The organism is Aquabacter albus (genome assembly GCF_040049275.1).
Classification (GTDB): domain Bacteria; phylum Pseudomonadota; class Alphaproteobacteria; order Rhizobiales; family Xanthobacteraceae; genus Aquabacter.
The window spans coordinates 330794-346338 of sequence record NZ_JBDZDT010000008.1 but is presented as its reverse complement, the minus strand read 5'-3'; the positions used below and the strand labels follow the sequence as shown (position 1 = coordinate 346338).

15 protein-coding genes are annotated in these 15545 nt (G+C 67.6%); 9 read left to right on the top strand and 6 right to left on the bottom strand.

The genetic code is table 11. From position 1 onward, the window contains the following. Nucleotides 1–16 precede the first annotated feature (16 nt). From ABLE91_RS21750 to ABLE91_RS21730, 5 genes are all read right to left on the bottom strand, one after another. Entirely contained in the window at nt 17–946 is a 930-nt protein-coding gene (locus ABLE91_RS21750; protein ID WP_348934229.1) for an ABC transporter permease, read from the bottom strand. After that, nucleotides 943–1863, bottom strand: coding sequence for an ABC transporter permease (locus ABLE91_RS21745; RefSeq protein ID WP_348934227.1), 921 nt, complete (start codon nt 1861–1863; stop codon nt 943–945). Before ABLE91_RS21745 ends, ABLE91_RS21750 begins: the two co-directional genes overlap by 4 nt. After that, on the bottom strand, nt 1863–2867 hold the full coding sequence (locus ABLE91_RS21740; protein ID WP_348934226.1) for an ABC transporter ATP-binding protein: 1005 nt from the start codon (nt 2865–2867) through the stop codon (nt 1863–1865). The genes ABLE91_RS21745 and ABLE91_RS21740 overlap by 1 nt, the downstream gene beginning before the upstream one ends. Beyond that, nucleotides 2864–3871 (bottom strand): ABC transporter ATP-binding protein, encoded by a 1008-nt coding sequence (locus ABLE91_RS21735; RefSeq protein WP_348934224.1) that lies wholly within the window; start codon nt 3869–3871, stop codon nt 2864–2866. Before ABLE91_RS21735 ends, ABLE91_RS21740 begins: the two co-directional genes overlap by 4 nt. A 560-nt stretch (nt 3872–4431) precedes the next feature. Then, nucleotides 4432–5136: a GntR family transcriptional regulator gene (locus tag ABLE91_RS21730; protein ID WP_348934222.1), complete on the bottom strand. Its 705-nt coding sequence runs from the start codon at nt 5134–5136 to the stop codon at nt 4432–4434. A 169-nt stretch (nt 5137–5305) separates the two neighbouring features. Between ABLE91_RS21730 and ABLE91_RS21725 the strand changes: the two genes are divergently transcribed. The 9 genes from ABLE91_RS21725 to ABLE91_RS21685 all read left to right on the top strand — a co-directional run bounded on the left by ABLE91_RS21725 (nt 5306) and on the right by ABLE91_RS21685 (nt 14181). After that, a complete protein-coding gene (locus tag ABLE91_RS21725; RefSeq protein WP_348934221.1) occupies nt 5306–7663 on the top strand; it encodes a xanthine dehydrogenase family protein molybdopterin-binding subunit in 2358 nt (785 codons plus the stop codon). Next, nucleotides 7660–8484 carry an FAD binding domain-containing protein gene (locus ABLE91_RS21720; protein ID WP_348934220.1) on the top strand — a complete coding sequence of 275 codons (825 nt, stop codon included), beginning with the start codon at nt 7660–7662 and terminating at the stop codon, nt 8482–8484. The genes ABLE91_RS21725 and ABLE91_RS21720 overlap by 4 nt, the downstream gene beginning before the upstream one ends. Continuing rightward, nucleotides 8481–8963, top strand: a complete 483-nt coding sequence (locus ABLE91_RS21715) for a (2Fe-2S)-binding protein (protein ID WP_348934219.1) — start codon at nt 8481–8483, stop codon at nt 8961–8963. Before ABLE91_RS21720 ends, ABLE91_RS21715 begins: the two co-directional genes overlap by 4 nt. Continuing rightward, nucleotides 8964–9569 (top strand): SRPBCC family protein, encoded by a 606-nt coding sequence (locus tag ABLE91_RS21710; RefSeq protein WP_348934217.1) that lies wholly within the window; start codon nt 8964–8966, stop codon nt 9567–9569. A gap of 54 nt (nt 9570–9623) precedes the next feature. Then, nucleotides 9624–10760: an ABC transporter substrate-binding protein gene (locus ABLE91_RS21705; RefSeq protein WP_348934216.1), complete on the top strand. Its 1137-nt coding sequence runs from the start codon at nt 9624–9626 to the stop codon at nt 10758–10760. A 116-nt stretch (nt 10761–10876) separates the two neighbouring features. Next, a complete protein-coding gene (locus ABLE91_RS21700) occupies nt 10877–11749 on the top strand; it encodes a branched-chain amino acid ABC transporter permease (RefSeq protein ID WP_348934214.1) in 873 nt (290 codons plus the stop codon). After that, complete coding sequence (locus ABLE91_RS21695; RefSeq protein WP_348934213.1) at nt 11749–12693, top strand: branched-chain amino acid ABC transporter permease; 945 nt, start codon at nt 11749–11751, stop codon at nt 12691–12693. Before ABLE91_RS21700 ends, ABLE91_RS21695 begins: the two co-directional genes overlap by 1 nt. 10 nt (nt 12694–12703) lie before the next feature. Then, complete coding sequence (locus tag ABLE91_RS21690) at nt 12704–13465, top strand: ABC transporter ATP-binding protein (protein WP_348934211.1); 762 nt, start codon at nt 12704–12706, stop codon at nt 13463–13465. 2 nt (nt 13466–13467) lie between these two features. Further along, nucleotides 13468–14181 (top strand): ABC transporter ATP-binding protein, encoded by a 714-nt coding sequence (locus ABLE91_RS21685; RefSeq protein WP_348934210.1) that lies wholly within the window; start codon nt 13468–13470, stop codon nt 14179–14181. Nucleotides 14182–14202: 21 nt separating this feature from the next. Here the strand turns inward: ABLE91_RS21685 and ABLE91_RS21680 are convergent, their stop codons facing one another. Beyond that, nucleotides 14203–15420, bottom strand: coding sequence for a CaiB/BaiF CoA transferase family protein (locus ABLE91_RS21680; protein ID WP_348934208.1), 1218 nt, complete (start codon nt 15418–15420; stop codon nt 14203–14205). Between the last annotated feature and the right edge of the window lie 125 nt (nt 15421–15545).

Here is a 15545-nt window from a genome sequence, read left to right as displayed (position 1 = left end):
TGGCGTCCGGGCCGCATCAGCGTTCCGCCATCTTGGGGTCGAGGGCCATGCGCAGGCCGTCCTGGAGCAGGTTCAGCCCCAGCACCAGCAGCACGATGGCCGCGCCCGGGAACAGCGCCACATGCGGCGCGATGAGCATGTAGTTGCGCCCGGTGGCCAGCATGGCGCCCCATTCGGGCGAGGGGGGCTGCGCGCCGAGGCCGAGAAAGCTCAGGCTGGAGGCGGTGAGGATCGCCAGGCTCACGCGCAGCGCCGCCATCACCCAGAGTGTCGATGCGATGTTGGGCAGGATGTGCCGGAACAGGATGCGCGAATGGGTCATGCCCACGGCGCGGCACGCCTCGATATACGGCTCCTGCTTGACCGAGAGCGTTGAGCCGCGCGCAAGGCGCGCGAAGATGGGCATGGTGTAGATCGCCACCGCGATCATCGCGTTGATGAGGCTCGCGCCCAGAATGCTCACGATGACGATGGCGAGCAGGACGCCGGGAAAGGCCAGCAGCACGTCGATGATGCGCATCAGCACGGTGTCGGTGCGCCCGCCCACATAGGCGGCGAGCATGCCGAAGGGCACGCCGACGATCATGGCGAGGCCCACGGAGAATAGCCCTTCCACCATGGACAGGCGCGCGCCGTAGAGGATGCGCGAGAGGATGTCCCGGCCGAGTTCGTCCGTGCCGAACGGATGCGCCCAGCTCGGGGGCACGAGCATATCCATCAGGTTGTTTTCATAAGGATCCCACGGCGCCAGAACGGGCGCTGCGATGGCCAGCAGGATGAAGACGATGACGATCACCGCGCCCGGCAGTGCCAGCTTGGAGCGCCGGAACTGGGACCATTGCCGCTGCAGCCGGCTGCGCGGCGCGGCGGCCTCTTCTTCGGCGAGCGGGAGGGGCAGGGAGGTGTCCAGTTCCCGCGGCGCGTAATCCTGCGTGTGCGCGCTCATTTGATTTCGATCCGCGGGTCGACGAGGCGGTAGAGGATGTCGCTGATGAGGTTGATCAGCACGAAGGTCAGCGCCAGCATCAGCACGGAGGCCTGCACCATGGGGAAGTCGCGCGAGGAGATGGACTGGATCAGGAGCCGGCCGATGCCGGGCCAGGCGAACACCGTCTCGGTGACCACCGCGCCGCCCAGCAGGTAGCCCATCTGGAGGCCGACCACGGTGACCACGGGGATCAGCGCGTTGCGCAGCGCGTGCCGCAGGACCACGACGGTTCCCGGAAGCCCCTTGGCCTGGGCCGTGCGCACATAATCCTGCTGAAGTACCTCCACGAGGTTCGCGCGGGTGATGCGCGCGATCACGGCGACGTTGGGGATGCCCAGGGTCAGGGAGGGAAGCACGAAGTTCTGCCAGCTTCCCATTCCGGTGAGGGGCAGCCAGTTCAGCTCCACGGAGAAGAGCAGCATCAGGAGGATGCCGAGAAAGAAGGGCGGCACGGATATGCCCAGAAGGGATATGCCGAGGACCGTGTTGTCGATCCAGCCGCCGCGGAAGACCGCGGTGACGATGCCGACGGCGAGGCCGACCAGGGTGCCGAACGCCATGGCCACGAGGCCCAGCGCCAGCGTGTTGCCGTAGCGCGCGCCGATCTCCTCGGTCACCGGACGGCCGGTGCGGAAGCTCATGCCGAGGTCGCCGGTGAGCGCCTTGCCGACGAAGCTCAGATACTGAACCGGCAAGGGGCGGTCGAGCCCCAGCGAGGTGCGCACCACCTCCACGTCCTCCGGCGTGGCATCGGGCCCGGCGATGAGCTGGGCCGGATCTCCCGGGATGACGTGGATCATCAGGAAGACGATCAGCGACACGCCGAACACCACGGGGATGAGCTGCATGAGTCGACGGACAAGGAAGGTGAGCATCAGTTGACCCCCGCTTCCGTCGAGCCTTCAGCGTCGTAGAGATGGCAGGCCACACGCCGCCCGCCGGGCAGGGCCTGAAGCGGCGGGCGCTCGACACTGCACACGGCCATCCGTGCCGGGCACCGGGGATGGAAAGGGCAGCCCGAGGGCGGTCGCATGGGGCTCGGCACCTCGCCTTCGATGCGCGGCCAGGAGCGCGGCAGATGCGGGTCGAGGGGCGGGACGGACTGCAGCAGGATCTGCGTGTAGGGGTGCTTTGGCGCGGCGTAGAGCTCTTCCGCCGGCGCCACTTCCACGATCCGTCCGAGATACATGACGGCCACCTGGTGGCTCATGTGCTCGACTGCCGCGAGGTCGTGGGCGATCAGGATGAAGGAGATGCCGAATTCCTCCTGGATCTCCTGCATCAGGTTCATCACGCTGGCCTGGACCGAGACGTCGAGGGCCGAGAGAGGCTCGTCGGCGATGATGAGCTTCGGCCCCAGCACGAGGGCGCGCGCGATGCCGATGCGCTGGCGCTGCCCGCCGCTGAACTCATGGGGATAGCGGCCCATGAGCTCCGGCCGGATGCCCACGCGGCGGAGCGTCGTGGCGATGCGCTCGCGCCGCTCGCCGGGGGAGCCGACCCCGTGGACGATGAGCGGCTCCTCGACGATCTCGCCCACGGACAGGCGCGGGTTCAGCGAGGCGTAGGGGTCCTGGAACACGAACTGCATGTCGCGCCGGAGCAGGCGCATGTCGGCCTGGCTGCCGGCGACGATGTCCCGGCCCTCGAAGCGCACCGACCCCTCGTCCGGCTCGATGAGGCGCAGGATCAGCCGACCCGTCGTGGACTTGCCGCAACCGGACTCCCCCACCAGCCCCAAGGTCTCGCCGCGCCGCACGTCGAGGTCGAGCCCGTCCACGGCGCGCACCCGTCCGGTTTCCCGCCCGAGCAGCCCGCCGCGGGCGACGAAATGCTTGGTGAGCCCCCGCACCTGCAGGATGGTGTCGCCTTCGCTCACGCCGCGCCCTCCGTCAGGAGCCCCGCCTCGCGGGCGGCGGCAAAGCAGCGGGCGCTGTGGCCGGCTTCCAGCTCGAAGGCGGGGGGCTGGCTCTCGATGCAGGCGGCGAACCGCTGATTGCAGCGGGGCGCGAAGCTGCATGTGCGTCGCTCAACGGTGAGGCGCGGCACGATGCCTGGAATTTCCCGCAGCCGATGGCGCCCGTGGCGCGCCCGATCTCCCAGCCGCGGCATGGCGCCGAGCAGGCCGGCCGTATAGGGGTGGCCCGGCCGGTCGAACAGGTCGACGGTGGCGGCGCTCTCCACGATCCGCCCTGCATACATCACGGCGGTGCGCTCCGCCGTCTGCACGACGATGCCGAAATTGTGGGTGATGAGCAGCACCCCCATGTTCAGCTCCCGCTTCAGGCCGTCGATCAGTTCGAGGATCTGCGCCTGCACCGTCACATCAAGCGCGGTGGTGGGCTCGTCGGCGATGAGGAGCTTGGGGCGGCAGGCGATGGCCATGGCGATCATCACCCTCTGGCGCATGCCGCCGGACAGGCGATGGGGAAAATCCCGCGCCCGCTCCCGTGGGGAGGGGATGCCCACGCGCGCCAGCAGCTCCACCGCCTCTGCCGCTGCCGCGCGGCGCGACATGCCGCGGTGGCGCACGAGCACTTCGCTGATCTGCCAGCCCACCGTCAGCACCGGGTTCAGCGATGTCATGGGCTCCTGGAAGATCATGGTGATCTCGTTGCCGCGCAGGGTGCGCAGCTCGGCCGACGACAGGTTGCTGATGTCCCGTCCCTCGAAGAGGATCTCGCCTGAGTGATGGGCGATCTTCGTCCTCTCGATCAGGGAGAGGAGCGACATGGCGGTGATGCTCTTGCCGCTGCCGGATTCCCCGACCAGTCCGAGGGTCTCTCCCGCATTGATGGAGAAGCTCACCCCATCCACGGCGCGGACGCTGCCTTCACTGCTCTTCAAGTGGACCTTGAGATCTCGCACTTCGAGCAAAGGCATGGGGCTTACCTGCTGTGTCTGTCAGGCGGGGGCATATTTGAGCCGCAACTCAATAAGCAGGCACCCAGCGCTCCCTGTGAGGGGCGGCACCTTGCTTCACAACGGTTCGTCGGAGGGGGAGCTTCCTCCAGCATATGCAAAGACACGTCCCAAGAAGGTTTGTAAATTTATCGTATTGCTTGGCAATACGTTTGTTTTGTTTCATATCAATGAAATGTCATGCTGCCGGGATTGTCAACACGACCGGTGGACGGCAAGGCATGCTCTTGAGCGTGGGGCCGCTGCTTGACCCAGCGCCGTCAATACATTGCGGACCGGGCCCGGCAATGCCGGAAGACGCGCCGGCTTGCCGGCTCGGACAAGGCTCTCTTCAACGGTCTCGCGGTCCTGCCCTCGTCCTGGAAGGCTGCGGCCTGTCCATCCTTCCGGCTGCCGGAGCCGCAGATAGGCATCGTCTTCGCCACGCAATATCAGTTGCGCAACGCCGAGGCGGGGCTCCACGGCCATCTTCCGGGCGAACAGAGACGTGCCAGCGAGGGGCGTCAGCGGCGGCTTAGGGGTTACTCGCCTTTTCGGTGCGCGAGGAGCACGCGGGCGACTTCCTCCAGATGCTGGCGCATGGCGCGCCCGGCCGCGTCGCCGTTGCCCTCGACAATGGCGTTGACGATCTCCGCATGGTGCTCGGCGGCATGGACCGAAAAGGGCTCGTGCGTGTTCACGCGGTGCCGCTCGCGATGGACGTGCCACATGATGTTCTGGTGCATGGTCTCGAGCGTCGCATTCTCGCAGCCCGTGACGATGGCCCGGTGGAACGTGTCGTTGAGCTGATAATAGGCGTCCGGGTCGCCGCTCTCCGCCGCCTTGCACATCTTGTCGTAGATCCGCTGGATGCGCGAGACGACGCGCGGGCGCCGGGCCTGCGCCACACGCGTGGCGGCGAGCTGTTCCAGCGCCATCAGCACGTCCATCTTCTCGCCCAGGTCCTCGACGTCGGGGTCGGTGACGATGGCTCCGATATGGGGCACGAGGCGCACGAGGCCCTCGGCCTCCAGGGATTTCAGCGCCTGGCGCAGCGGGGTGCGGGAGATGCCGTATTGCTTGCAGAGCTGCGGTTCGGACAGGCGCTCGCCGGGCTTGAAGCGGCTCTCGACGATGGCGCGCCGGATGTGCGGCAGAATCTGGTCGTGGATGGGCTCGCGCATGATGAGCGCGCTGTCATCACGGTCGACCTCGATGGCGGCATCCGCCGGATCCTGCGTGACCATGAACTCCCGTTCCACCCCGGCGGACCGCCGGTTTTCTGAGCGCCGCCCTTCAAGAGCCCCATGCCCTTCTATGCCCGATTGCCGAGACGGCCTCAAGCACGCTTGACAGACTTTCGTGCGACGAAATATCGTATACGAAATTGACTAAAAACAAACACCGGAGCGGATAATGAATGCAGCCGCTGAGGCTGAGGGGAGGTCCGGTCAAGGTGTGGGCGCCCCGGTCCTGCGCAACGAGGACCGCCGCTTCCTGGACGGGAAAGGCGAGTATCTCGCGGACATCCAGCTTCCCGGAATGCTGGAGGTCGCGTTCCTGCGCAGCCCGCTCGCCCACGCCCGCATCCTCGGCATCGAGGTGCCCGAGCAGCACCGCGGCCGCGTGTTCTTCGCCAGCGATATTCCGTTCGCCCAGCCCATCTCCGCCGTAGGTGCGGCCAAGGGCTTCAAGGCGTCCGACTATCCCGCCCTCGCCAGGGACAAGGTGCGGTTTGTGGGCGAGATGATCGCCATCTGCCTTGCCCCCACGCGGGCCGAGGCGGAGGACATCGCCCAATCGATCATCGTCGATTTCGAGGAGCTTCCGCCGCTCTGGGACATGGACGTGGCGCTCGCCGAGGGCGCGCCGCGGGTGCACGAGCACTGGGCGGACAATGTGGTGGTGGAGACCCGCATTTCCGCCGGTGACATCGCGGCGGTGGCCGCCGAGGCGGCGATCACCGTCCATCGCGCGCTCGCCATGGGCCGTCATGCCGGCGTGTCGCTGGAAGGGCGCGGTGTGCTCGCCCATCACGACCGGCGCATGGACGAACTGGTGGTCTATTCCTCCACCCAGTTTCCCCATGTCATCCGCACCATCCTCGCCCGTTCCCTGGGCATCGCCGAGAGCAAGCTGCGCGTGGTGGCGCCCGACGTGGGCGGCGGCTTCGGCATCAAGAACAATTTCAACCCGGAAGAGCTGGCCGTCGCCGCGCTCGCCCTCAAGCTCGGCAAGCCGCTGCGCTGGGTCGAGGACCGGCGCGAGCATCTCATCGCCTCGCCCCACGCCCGCGAGCATCGCTACGACCTCACCGCCTATGCCGATGCCCGCGGCAAGCTTCTGGGCCTGAAGGCGCGGGTCACCGTGGATGCGGGGGCCTATTCGGTATGGCCCTGGACCGCGGCCATGGAGGCGGGCATGTCCGCCGGCATCATGACCGGGCCCTACGACATCCCGGTCTATGACGGCACGGCGGTCACCGTCTGCACCAACAAGTCGCCGCTCGGCCCTTATCGCGGCGTGGGCCGCACCGGCGCCGCGTTCGCCATCGAGACCATGATCGATACCGTTGCCCGCGCCGCCGGGCGTGAGCCGGCCGAGGTGCGCATCGAGAACATGGTGCCGCCTGAAGCCATGCCCTACCGCTCGGTGACGGGAAAGCTCTACGACAGCGGCGACTATCCCGAATGCGCCCGCCGGGCGGTGGAGGCCATTGGCCTCGACACCCTGCGCGCGCGACAGGCGAAGGGCGAGCCGGATGGCCGCCTCATCGGCTTCGGCATGGCGAGCTATACCGAGCAGTCCGCCCACGGCACGGCGGAATGGGTGGCGCGCGGCCTGCCCGTGGTGTTCGGCTATGAGCCGGCGCTGGCGCGCTTCACGCCCGACGGCAAGCTGATCCTGCACGTGGGTATCCAGAACCACGGCCAGGGCCTGGAGACCACGCTGGCCCAGGTGGCCAATGAGGAACTGGGCATCCCGGTTTCCAACGTCATCGTGCGCCATGGCGACAGCTCGCTCTCGCCCTATGGCATGGGCACCTTCGCCTCGCGTTCCATGACCATGGCGGGCGGGGCGGTGTCGCTGGCCTGCGGGCAGATGGCGGAGAAGATCCGGCGCATCGGCGCCCATCTCCTCCAGGCCCCGCGCGATGACGTGCGGCTGGAGGGCGGGCAGGTCTGGTTCGGCGACCAGTTCGTCTCGTTCGCCCAGATCGCGGACGCCGCCTATCTCCATCCCGAGCGCCTGCCTGAAGGCGAGGACCCGGCGCTGGAAGAGAGCGCGGTCTACCAGCCCGGCCGCTCCACCGGCGCCTTCTCCTATGCCACCCACGCCTGCACCGTCGCGCTCGATCCCGGCACGGGGCTTATCGAGATCCTCGACTACGTGGTCTGCCACGATTGCGGGACCATGGTGAACCCGCTGCTGGTGGAGGCGCAGGTGGTGGGCGGCGTCGCCCAGGGGCTCGGCACGGCGCTGTTCGAGGAAATCCCCTATGACGAGAACGGCCAGCCGCTCGCATCCACCTTCCTCGATTACATGATCCCCGGCGCCTGCGAAGTGCCCGATGTGCGGGTGCTGCACATGGAGACGCCCTCGCCTCACACCCGCTTCGGCATCAAGGGCATGGGGGAAGGGGGCGCCATCTCGCCGCCCGCCGCCGTGGTCAATGCCCTCAACGATGCGTTGCGCGGCCATGGGGTGGAGATCGCCCGCACGCCCGTGACGCCGGAACGGGTGCTGGAAGCCCTCACGGAGGCCCAGGCATGAAGCCCGCACCCTTCGCCTTCCACCGTCCCTCTTCGCTCGCTGATGCGCTCGGCCTTCTGGCGGCGGGAGAAGCACGGCCGCTGGCCGGCGGCCAGTCGCTGGTGCCCATGCTCAACCTGCGGCTGACGCCGGTGGACGCGCTGGTGGAGCTGCGCGCCGTGCCCGAGCTGCGGGGGGCTGAGGAGATGCCGGACGGCGCGGTCTATGGTGCGCTCGTCACCCATGCCGCCTTCGAGGACGGCCTCGTGCCTGATGTGACGCGGGGGCTTATGCGCCATGTGGCGGGGCGCATCGCCTATCGCGCGGTGCGCAATCGCGGCACCATCGGCGGCGCTTTGGCGCTGGCGGACCCCGCCGCGGACTGGCTGACCACCGTGGTCGCGCTCGATGCCGAGATCGGCATTGTCGGCGTGGCCGGCGAGCGGTGGGTGAAGGCCGAGGATTTCGTGCTCGGCCCCTATTTCACCATCCTGGAGCCGACGGAGCTTCTCACCGCCGTCAAGGTGCGGCGCCTACCGGACACCACGCGCTGGGGCACCTACAAGGTGGCGGTGAAGGCGGGGGAATATGCCGAATCCCTCGTCATCGCCCTCATCGACACGGCGCGGAATGAAGGCCGCATTGCCCTCGGCGCTCTGGACGGCGCGCCGCTCCTGCTGCCGCAGAGCGCTGCCGCCGCCTGCGCCGGCACCGGCGGGGCGGCATTGGCCGAGATCGTCAGGGCGGAACTGGCCGGATCCGGCCGGGATCTTGCGCCCGCCGCCATCACTTTGCACGCCACGGCCGTGACGCGCGCCATCGCGGAGGCTGTCCGTCCATGAAGCTGCCCATCTCCCTCACCGTGAACGGCGAGCGCGTCGAGGCCTTCGTGGAGCCGCGCCTGCACCTCGGCGATTTCCTGCGCGAGCACCTGCGGCTCACCGCGACCCATCTCGGCTGCGAGCATGGCGTCTGCGGGGCCTGCACCATCCTCTTCGACGGCGCGCCCGCACGCTCCTGCATCACGCTCGCCGTGGCGGCGGACGGCGCCGACATCCGCACCCTGGAGGGGCTGGCCGACGATCCGCGCATGCGCGTGATCAAGGAGAGCTTCCACGAGAAGCACGGCCTTCAGTGCGGCTTCTGCACGCCCGGCATGCTGATCACCAGCCTCGACCTCCTCGCCCGCAAGCCTGACGCCGACGCGGCCGAGATCCGCGCCGGCATCAGCGGAAACCTCTGCCGATGTACCGGCTACCAGGGCATCGTGCGCTCCATCCAACATGCCGCCGCGGCGCTCAAGCAGCCCGAGGAGGCATAGATGCAGATCGAGCAGACGTTCGAACTTCCCGCGCCACGCCCAGAAGTCTGGGCCGCCATGAGCGACGTGCACCTCGTCGCGGAATGCCTGCCCGGCGCGGCACTGCTGGAGGAGCTGGGCGAGAACCGCCACAAGGGCTCCTTTGCCGTGAAGGTCGGACCGCTGGCGGCGACCTTCCTCGGGGAAGTGGAGATCGCGCGTGATCCCGCGAACTGGAGCGCGGTGGTCTCCGGCAAGGGCGCGGATGCGCGCTCCTCCTCCCGCGCCAATGGCTGCATGACCTACACGCTGTCGGAAACCGGGGCGGGAACCAGCGTGCACGTGGTCTGCACGGTCAATCTCGCGGGCGCCCTGGCCCAGTTCGGCAAGGCCGGGATCATCCAGGAGATCGCCAACCGCATCACTGCGGAGTTCGTGAAGAATTTCCGCGAACGCCTCGCCGCCCAGGCGCCCGAGGCCGCCGCGTCCCCGGCCGGCATGCCGTCGGAGACGCTTTCGCCGCCACCCCGCGCGGCCCAGCCGCTCGACGGCGGGAACCTGTTCATCACCATCCTGCGCGACCGCATCGCCGGCTTCTTCCGCCGGCTGTTCGGCCGCGCCGCCTGAAGAAAAGCGGCTCGAACCGCGACCCTTCCACCGACCGACCAGAGGAATGGAAAGATGTCAGCCTCCTTCAAGACCTCGCTTCCCCTTGCGGCAGTTCTCGCATCGTTCGCTTTAGCCCCTGCATTTGCTCAGGAGACGGTGAAGATCGGCCTCATCCAGCCGCTCACCGGGTCCGTCGCCTATAACGGCACCACCGACGTCAACGGCGCCAAGCAGGCCGTGGACGAGCGCAACGCCAAGGGCGGGGTGCTGGGCAAGAAGGTGGAACTCATCGTCGAGGACGGACAGTGCAAGCCCGCCAATTCCGTGAATGCCGCCGAGAAGCTGATCCAGCGCGACAAGGTGGTGTCGCTGGTGGGCGCCTTCTGCTCCTCCTCCACCCTGGCGGTGATGCCGGTGGCCGAGAACAACAAGCTGCCGCTCGTCACGGGTGTCTCCTCCAGCGCCGCCCTGACGGAGAAGGGCAACAAATGGTTCTTCCGCGCCACGGAGACCGACGCGCTGCTGGCGAAGTCCTTCGCCAAGATCCTCTACGACCAGATGAAGCTGAAGAAGGTCGCCTATATCGGCGTGAACGACGATTGGGGCCGGGGTGGTGTGGATGAGTTCGAGCGCCAGATGACCTCGCTTGGCGCCACCACCGTGATGAAGGAGTTCTTCGAGCACGGCACGTCCGATTTCTACACCCTCCTCACCAAGCTGCGCGCCTCCGGCGCCGACGGCGTGTTCGTCGCGGCGGAGACGCAGGACGGCTCGATCTTCGTGAAGCAGAAGGCCGAGTTCGGCATGCAACTGAAGGTGTTCGGCGTCGGCTCCTGGGCCACCGCCGACTTCATCAAGCTCACCGGCGATGCCGCCGAGGGGATCTATGCGGCGGTGCCTTACGCCTACACCATGAAGACGCCGCTCAACGAGGCGTTCGTCGCGGCCTATAAGGCGCGCTACAACGAGGTGCCCGGCAAGTATAGCGCGGCGGGATACAATTCCCTGAACATCGTCATGGACGCCATCCAGCGCGCGGGCTCGACCGATCCCGACAAGATCCGCGAGGCGCTGACCAAGACCGACTATCAGGGCCCCAACGGCCGCTTCCGCTTCGACGAGAAGGGCCAGGCCCACGGCTTCTCGGTGGTGCTGGTGCAGCTCCAGAAGGGCGTGCCGGTCGAGGTCGCAAGCACCGCGGTCGAGTGATCCCATCTGGGCGGCGTCACTGCCGCCTACCACCTTCCCGCTTCGGCCCATCGTAGGCGGGAAGGGTTGTTCTGCGGCCATCGCGGCCCCGTCGCGATTCAGCAAGGCCTTTCCGGATGGATCTCCTTCTCCAGCTTCTCGCGAACGGCCTCGTCAACGGCACGTTCTACGCCCTCTCCGCGCTCGGCCTCACGCTCGTGTTCGGCCTGATGCGCGTGGTGAACTTCGCCCATGGCGAGTTCTACGTGATCGGCGGCCTCGCCGGCTGGGCGCTGACCAATGCCATGGGGCTGAACTTCTTCCTCGCTCTGCCCATCGTCATCCTCGGCATGGGCATGTTCGGCCTCCTCATCGATCGCTTTCTCATCGAGCGGGTGCGCGACCAGGGGCCGGAGACCGGAATCCTCCTCACCATCGGCCTCTCCATCTTCATCGTGAACACGGCGCTTCTGGTGGTGGGCACCGCGCCTCTAAAGGTGGTTTCGCCCTTCCTCAACCGCCCGGTCTTCATCGGCCCCGTGGTGGTGACGCAGGCGCGGCTCTTCATCGTGGCGCTGTGCGCCGTGCTGATCCTCGCCGTGCACCTCCTGGTGCAGAAGACGACGCTGGGCCGCGCCATGCGCGCCACCTTCCAGGACGCGACCGCCGCGCGCCTCGTGGGCATCCGCACCCGCCACGTCTACGGCCTCACCTTCGCGCTCGGCTCGGCGCTCGCAGGCACCGCCGGCATGCTGCTCGGCTCCATCTATGTGGCGCAGGCCACCATCGGCGGCATCGTAAGTCTGAAAGCCTTCGTGGTGGTGATCCTGGGGGGCATGGGCAGCTTCGCCGGCGCCATCGTCGGCGGGCTCGTGCTCGGCCTCGTGGAGGCCATCTGGGGCGGCTACGGCCCCTCCGGCTATGTGGATGCGGTGGGCTTCGCTTTGGTGATCGCCATGCTGCTAGTCCGGCCCTACGGCCTCTTCTCCAAGCAGGCGGAGCGCGCGTGATGGTCCTTCAGCGCAACATGCTCCTCGCCGCCCTCGCCGTGGGGCTCCTCGTTCCGCTGGTGCTGCGGGATGAGTATTTCATGCATATCGGTGTGCTGGTGGTCTTCTCCATCATGCTCGCCACCAGCTTCAACCTGATGGTTGGCTATGTGGGCGAGTTCCCGCTGGGCCACACCGCCTTCCTCGGCATCGGCGCCTATACGGCGGCGCTGGGCGCGAGTACGTTCGGCCTGCCGTTCGTGGCGAACGTGATCCTGGCGTGCCTGGTCGCGGCGCTGTTCGGCCTCGTCATCGGCGCCGTGACGCTGCGCCTGCGCGGGCCGTTCTTCGTCATCATCACGCTCTGCTTTGCGGAGGTGCTGCGCATCGTCGCCAACAATTGGGTGGGGCTCACCAACGGCCCCATGGGCATTGCCGGCATCCCCAAGCCCGCCTTCCTCGTCGGGCTGTCCATGCTCGACCAGAAGGTGGGCTTCTACTATGTGGGCCTCGGGCTTGCGGCGCTCTGCGTCTACGCCGCCTATCGCTTTGTGAACTCGAACCTCGGCCGCGCCGCGGTGTCGGTGCGCGAGAACCGGTTCGTGGCCCAGTCCGTGGGCATCTGGCCCTTCTATCTCGGCCTCCTCACCTTCGTCATCGCGGCGGCCATGGCCGGCGTCGCGGGCGCCTTCTATGCCCATTACGTCTCCTTCGTGGGGCCGGAAGTGTTCGGCTTCTCGTTCATGATCTCCATGATCATCATGGTGCTCCTCGGCGGGAAGGGGACGCTGGTGGGGCCGGTGATCGGCCCGGTCATCGTCGTGCTGCTGGAGGAGTATCTGCGCGACTTCAAGGAGCTGCGGCTCTCCTTGTTCGGGCTCATCGTGATCGCGGTGGTGCTGTTCATGCCCCAGGGCCTCGCCGGCGCCCTTGCGCGCCGGCGCGAGCGCGCGGCGAAGGCCTGAGGAGGACGGCATGCTGGACATAGACGGCATCTCGAAGAGCTTCGGCGGCGTCGCCGCGGTCTCGAAGGTCAGCTTCTCGGTCAGCAAGGGCGAGGTGGTGAGCCTCATCGGCCCCAACGGGGCCGGCAAGACCACCTGCTTCAACCTCGTCACCGGCTTCTACAAGCCGAGCGAGGGACGCGTGCGCGTGGACGGCAGCGACGTGACCGGCCGCGAGCCCCACGAGATCGCCCGGCGCGGCATCATCCGCTCGTTCCAGAAGACCAATGTGCTGAAGCCGCTGACCGTTTTCGAGAACGTGCTCTCGGCGCGGCACCGGCAGGGGACGCTCTCCCTATGGAAGACCTTCTTCCCCGGCGCCGGCGTGCGCGCCAGCGAGACGCGGCTGAGGGAAGAGGCCATGGAGATCGTCCGCGAGATCGGCCTCGGGGCGCGGGCGGACACGGAGGCGAGCGCGCTGTCCTGCGGCGAGCTGCGCCTTCTGGAGGTCGGCGTGGCGCTCGGCGCCGCACCGCGCCTCCTGATGCTGGACGAGCCGGCGGCCGGGCTGAACTCCCAGGAGGCCATCCAGCTCGGGGTGCTGCTGAAGGGGCTCGTGGGCACGCGCGTCGAAGCCCTGCTCCTGGTGGAACACAATATGAGCCTGGTGATGAGCGTATCCGACCGCGTCGTGGTGATGAATTTCGGCAGGAAGCTCGCCGAGGGAAGTCCCGCGGAGGTGCGCGCCGACCCGCACGTGGTGGAAGCCTATCTCGGCAAGGCGGAGGCGTGAGAATGGCTCCCGTCCTGGAATTGAAGGGTGTCGAGGCCGCCTATGGCAAGGCGAAGGCGCTGCACGGCATCGACCTGCGCGTCGAGCCCGGCGAGGTGGTGGCGCTCCTCGGCGCCAACGGCGCCGGCAAGACCACCACCTTCCGCGTCATTTCGGGCCTGATGCGGCCGAGCGCCGGCGAGGTGCGCTTTGATGGCGCCTCCATCACGGGGCGCGGGGCGGACGCGGTGCTGCGCGCGGGGCTCGCCCACTGCCCCGAGGAGCGCCACGTCTGGCCCGAAATGATGGTGGAGGAAAACCTTCGCCTCGGCGCCTATCTGGTTTCCGACCGCGCCGAGATCGATCGGCGCATGGAGCGCATCTATGTCCGTTTCCCGCGCCTGAAGGAGCGGCGGCGCCAGCTCGCCGGCACCCTTTCCGGCGGCGAGCAGCAGATGCTCGCCATCGGCCGGGCGCTCATGTCGGCGCCGCGGCTGCTGCTTCTGGACGAGCCCTCGCTCGGTCTCAGCCCCATGATGGCGAAGGAGGTGCTCGCCGTGATCCGGGAATTGCAGACGCAGGGCATCACCGTGCTTCTGGTGGAGCAGAACGTCTACAACGCGCTCAGCGTCGCAAGCCGCGCCTATGTCTTCGAGACGGGCCGCGTGGTCGCCGAAAACACGGCGCAGGCCCTGCTGGACAGCCCGGATCTCCTGAAGGCGTATCTCGGCGGCTGAAGGGGGCCGGCCGCCTTTGCCTCAGGCTGCCGAACTTGCCGCCATCACGGGTAGCTTGGTGACGCCCGCCTCCGCGAGTTCGCGGATGCGCCCGTCAGAGAGCCCGATCTCCCGCAGCACCTCGGCCGAATGCTGGCCCAAAAGCGGGGCTGGGTTGCGCACGTCGGGGCCGCCTTCGTCGAACAGAACGGGGTTTCGCACCGTGCGCATTTCGCCGAGAACCGGATGGGAGACGGTGGTGATGACACCCCGTTCAGTGCTGTGCGGGTTGGTCAGCGCCTCCTCGATATTGTTCACGAGGCCGCACGGCACGCCCATCTCCACCATGGCCTCTTCGATCTGAAGCGCCGGGAACCGCTTCATCGCCGGTTCCACCAGGGCGATGAGGGCCTCCTCATTGGCCTTGCGGCTGGCATAGGTGGCAAAGCGCGGGTCGGCATTGTGCTCCGCAAGGCCGATGGCCTCCATGAACTTCTGGAAGAGCTGGGTGTTGGGCGTGCCGATGGCCACATAGCGCCGGTCCGCCGTCTCGAACAGCTGGTAGGGCGCGTTAAGGCGGTGGCGATGGCCCATCTGGCCGGGCACGGTGCCGACCGCCAGATACTCGGCTGTCTCCCACGCAGCGACCGCGATGGAGGATTCCACCAGCGAGACGTCGACCGTGCGTCCGGTCTTGTGGCGCAGCTTGCCGATGAGGCCGGCGAGGGTCGCATAGGTGGCGAACATGGCGCCGAACATGTCGGCGGTCTGCACGCCCGGGCGGACCGGCATCTCGCCTTCCTCGCCATTCACGGACAGCGTGCCGGAGGCGGCCTCGACGATGAGGTTGACCGCCGCCCGGCGGCGGAACGGGCCGGTCTGCCCGTAGCCGGAGACGGAGGTGTAGACGATGTCGGGATTGACGGCCCGGATCGCCTCGGCGCCGAGCCCCAGCTTGTCCAGCACGCCGGGCCGGTAATTCTCCAGCAGCACGTCCGCCGTCTTGGCCAGCTCGCGGACGATCTCGGCGGATTCGGGCTTCTTCAGGTCCAGGACAAGGCTGCGCTTGTTGCGGTTGAGGGCGACGAAAGTGGCGCTCTGCGCCTCGATGATGGGCGGCATGGCGCGGGCCATATCGCCCTGGGGCGGCTCGATCTTGATGATGTCGGCCCCCATGTCCGCCAGCATGGTGCCGCAGAAGGGCGCGGCAATGAAATTCCCAAGCTCGAGCACGCGGATTCCTTCGAGCGGCTTCTGCACCGTCTGCTCCTCTTCGTTCTTGCTTCGACGCCGGGATGCGGGAAATGCCGCTTGACGGCGTCGTGATGGACGTTAATCTGTGATCAAACGATTGATCAAGTCAATCTCAAACAAGAACGCACAAG

What these genes read in the sequence shown, in the direction of transcription:
- ABLE91_RS21725 (WP_348934221.1), top strand. Translation starts at nt 5,306, where the DNA reads ATGAATGCAGCCGCTGAGGCTGAGGGGAGGTCCGGTCAAGGTGTGGGC.
- ABLE91_RS21690 (WP_348934211.1), top strand. Translation starts at nt 12,704, where the DNA reads ATGCTGGACATAGACGGCATCTCGAAGAGCTTCGGCGGCGTCGCCGCG.
- ABLE91_RS21735 (WP_348934224.1), bottom strand. Translation starts at nt 3,871, where the DNA reads ATGCCTTTGCTCGAAGTGCGAGATCTCAAGGTCCACTTGAAGAGCAGT.
- ABLE91_RS21695 (WP_348934213.1), top strand. Translation starts at nt 11,749, where the DNA reads ATGGTCCTTCAGCGCAACATGCTCCTCGCCGCCCTCGCCGTGGGGCTC.
- ABLE91_RS21700 (WP_348934214.1), top strand. Translation starts at nt 10,877, where the DNA reads ATGGATCTCCTTCTCCAGCTTCTCGCGAACGGCCTCGTCAACGGCACG.
- ABLE91_RS21710 (WP_348934217.1), top strand. Translation starts at nt 8,964, where the DNA reads ATGCAGATCGAGCAGACGTTCGAACTTCCCGCGCCACGCCCAGAAGTC.
- ABLE91_RS21745 (WP_348934227.1), bottom strand. Translation starts at nt 1,863, where the DNA reads ATGCTCACCTTCCTTGTCCGTCGACTCATGCAGCTCATCCCCGTGGTG.
- ABLE91_RS21705 (WP_348934216.1), top strand. Translation starts at nt 9,624, where the DNA reads ATGTCAGCCTCCTTCAAGACCTCGCTTCCCCTTGCGGCAGTTCTCGCA.
- ABLE91_RS21720 (WP_348934220.1), top strand. Translation starts at nt 7,660, where the DNA reads ATGAAGCCCGCACCCTTCGCCTTCCACCGTCCCTCTTCGCTCGCTGAT.
- ABLE91_RS21750 (WP_348934229.1), bottom strand. Translation starts at nt 946, where the DNA reads ATGAGCGCGCACACGCAGGATTACGCGCCGCGGGAACTGGACACCTCC.
- ABLE91_RS21715 (WP_348934219.1), top strand. Translation starts at nt 8,481, where the DNA reads ATGAAGCTGCCCATCTCCCTCACCGTGAACGGCGAGCGCGTCGAGGCC.
- ABLE91_RS21685 (WP_348934210.1), top strand. Translation starts at nt 13,468, where the DNA reads ATGGCTCCCGTCCTGGAATTGAAGGGTGTCGAGGCCGCCTATGGCAAG.
- ABLE91_RS21730 (WP_348934222.1), bottom strand. Translation starts at nt 5,136, where the DNA reads ATGGTCACGCAGGATCCGGCGGATGCCGCCATCGAGGTCGACCGTGAT.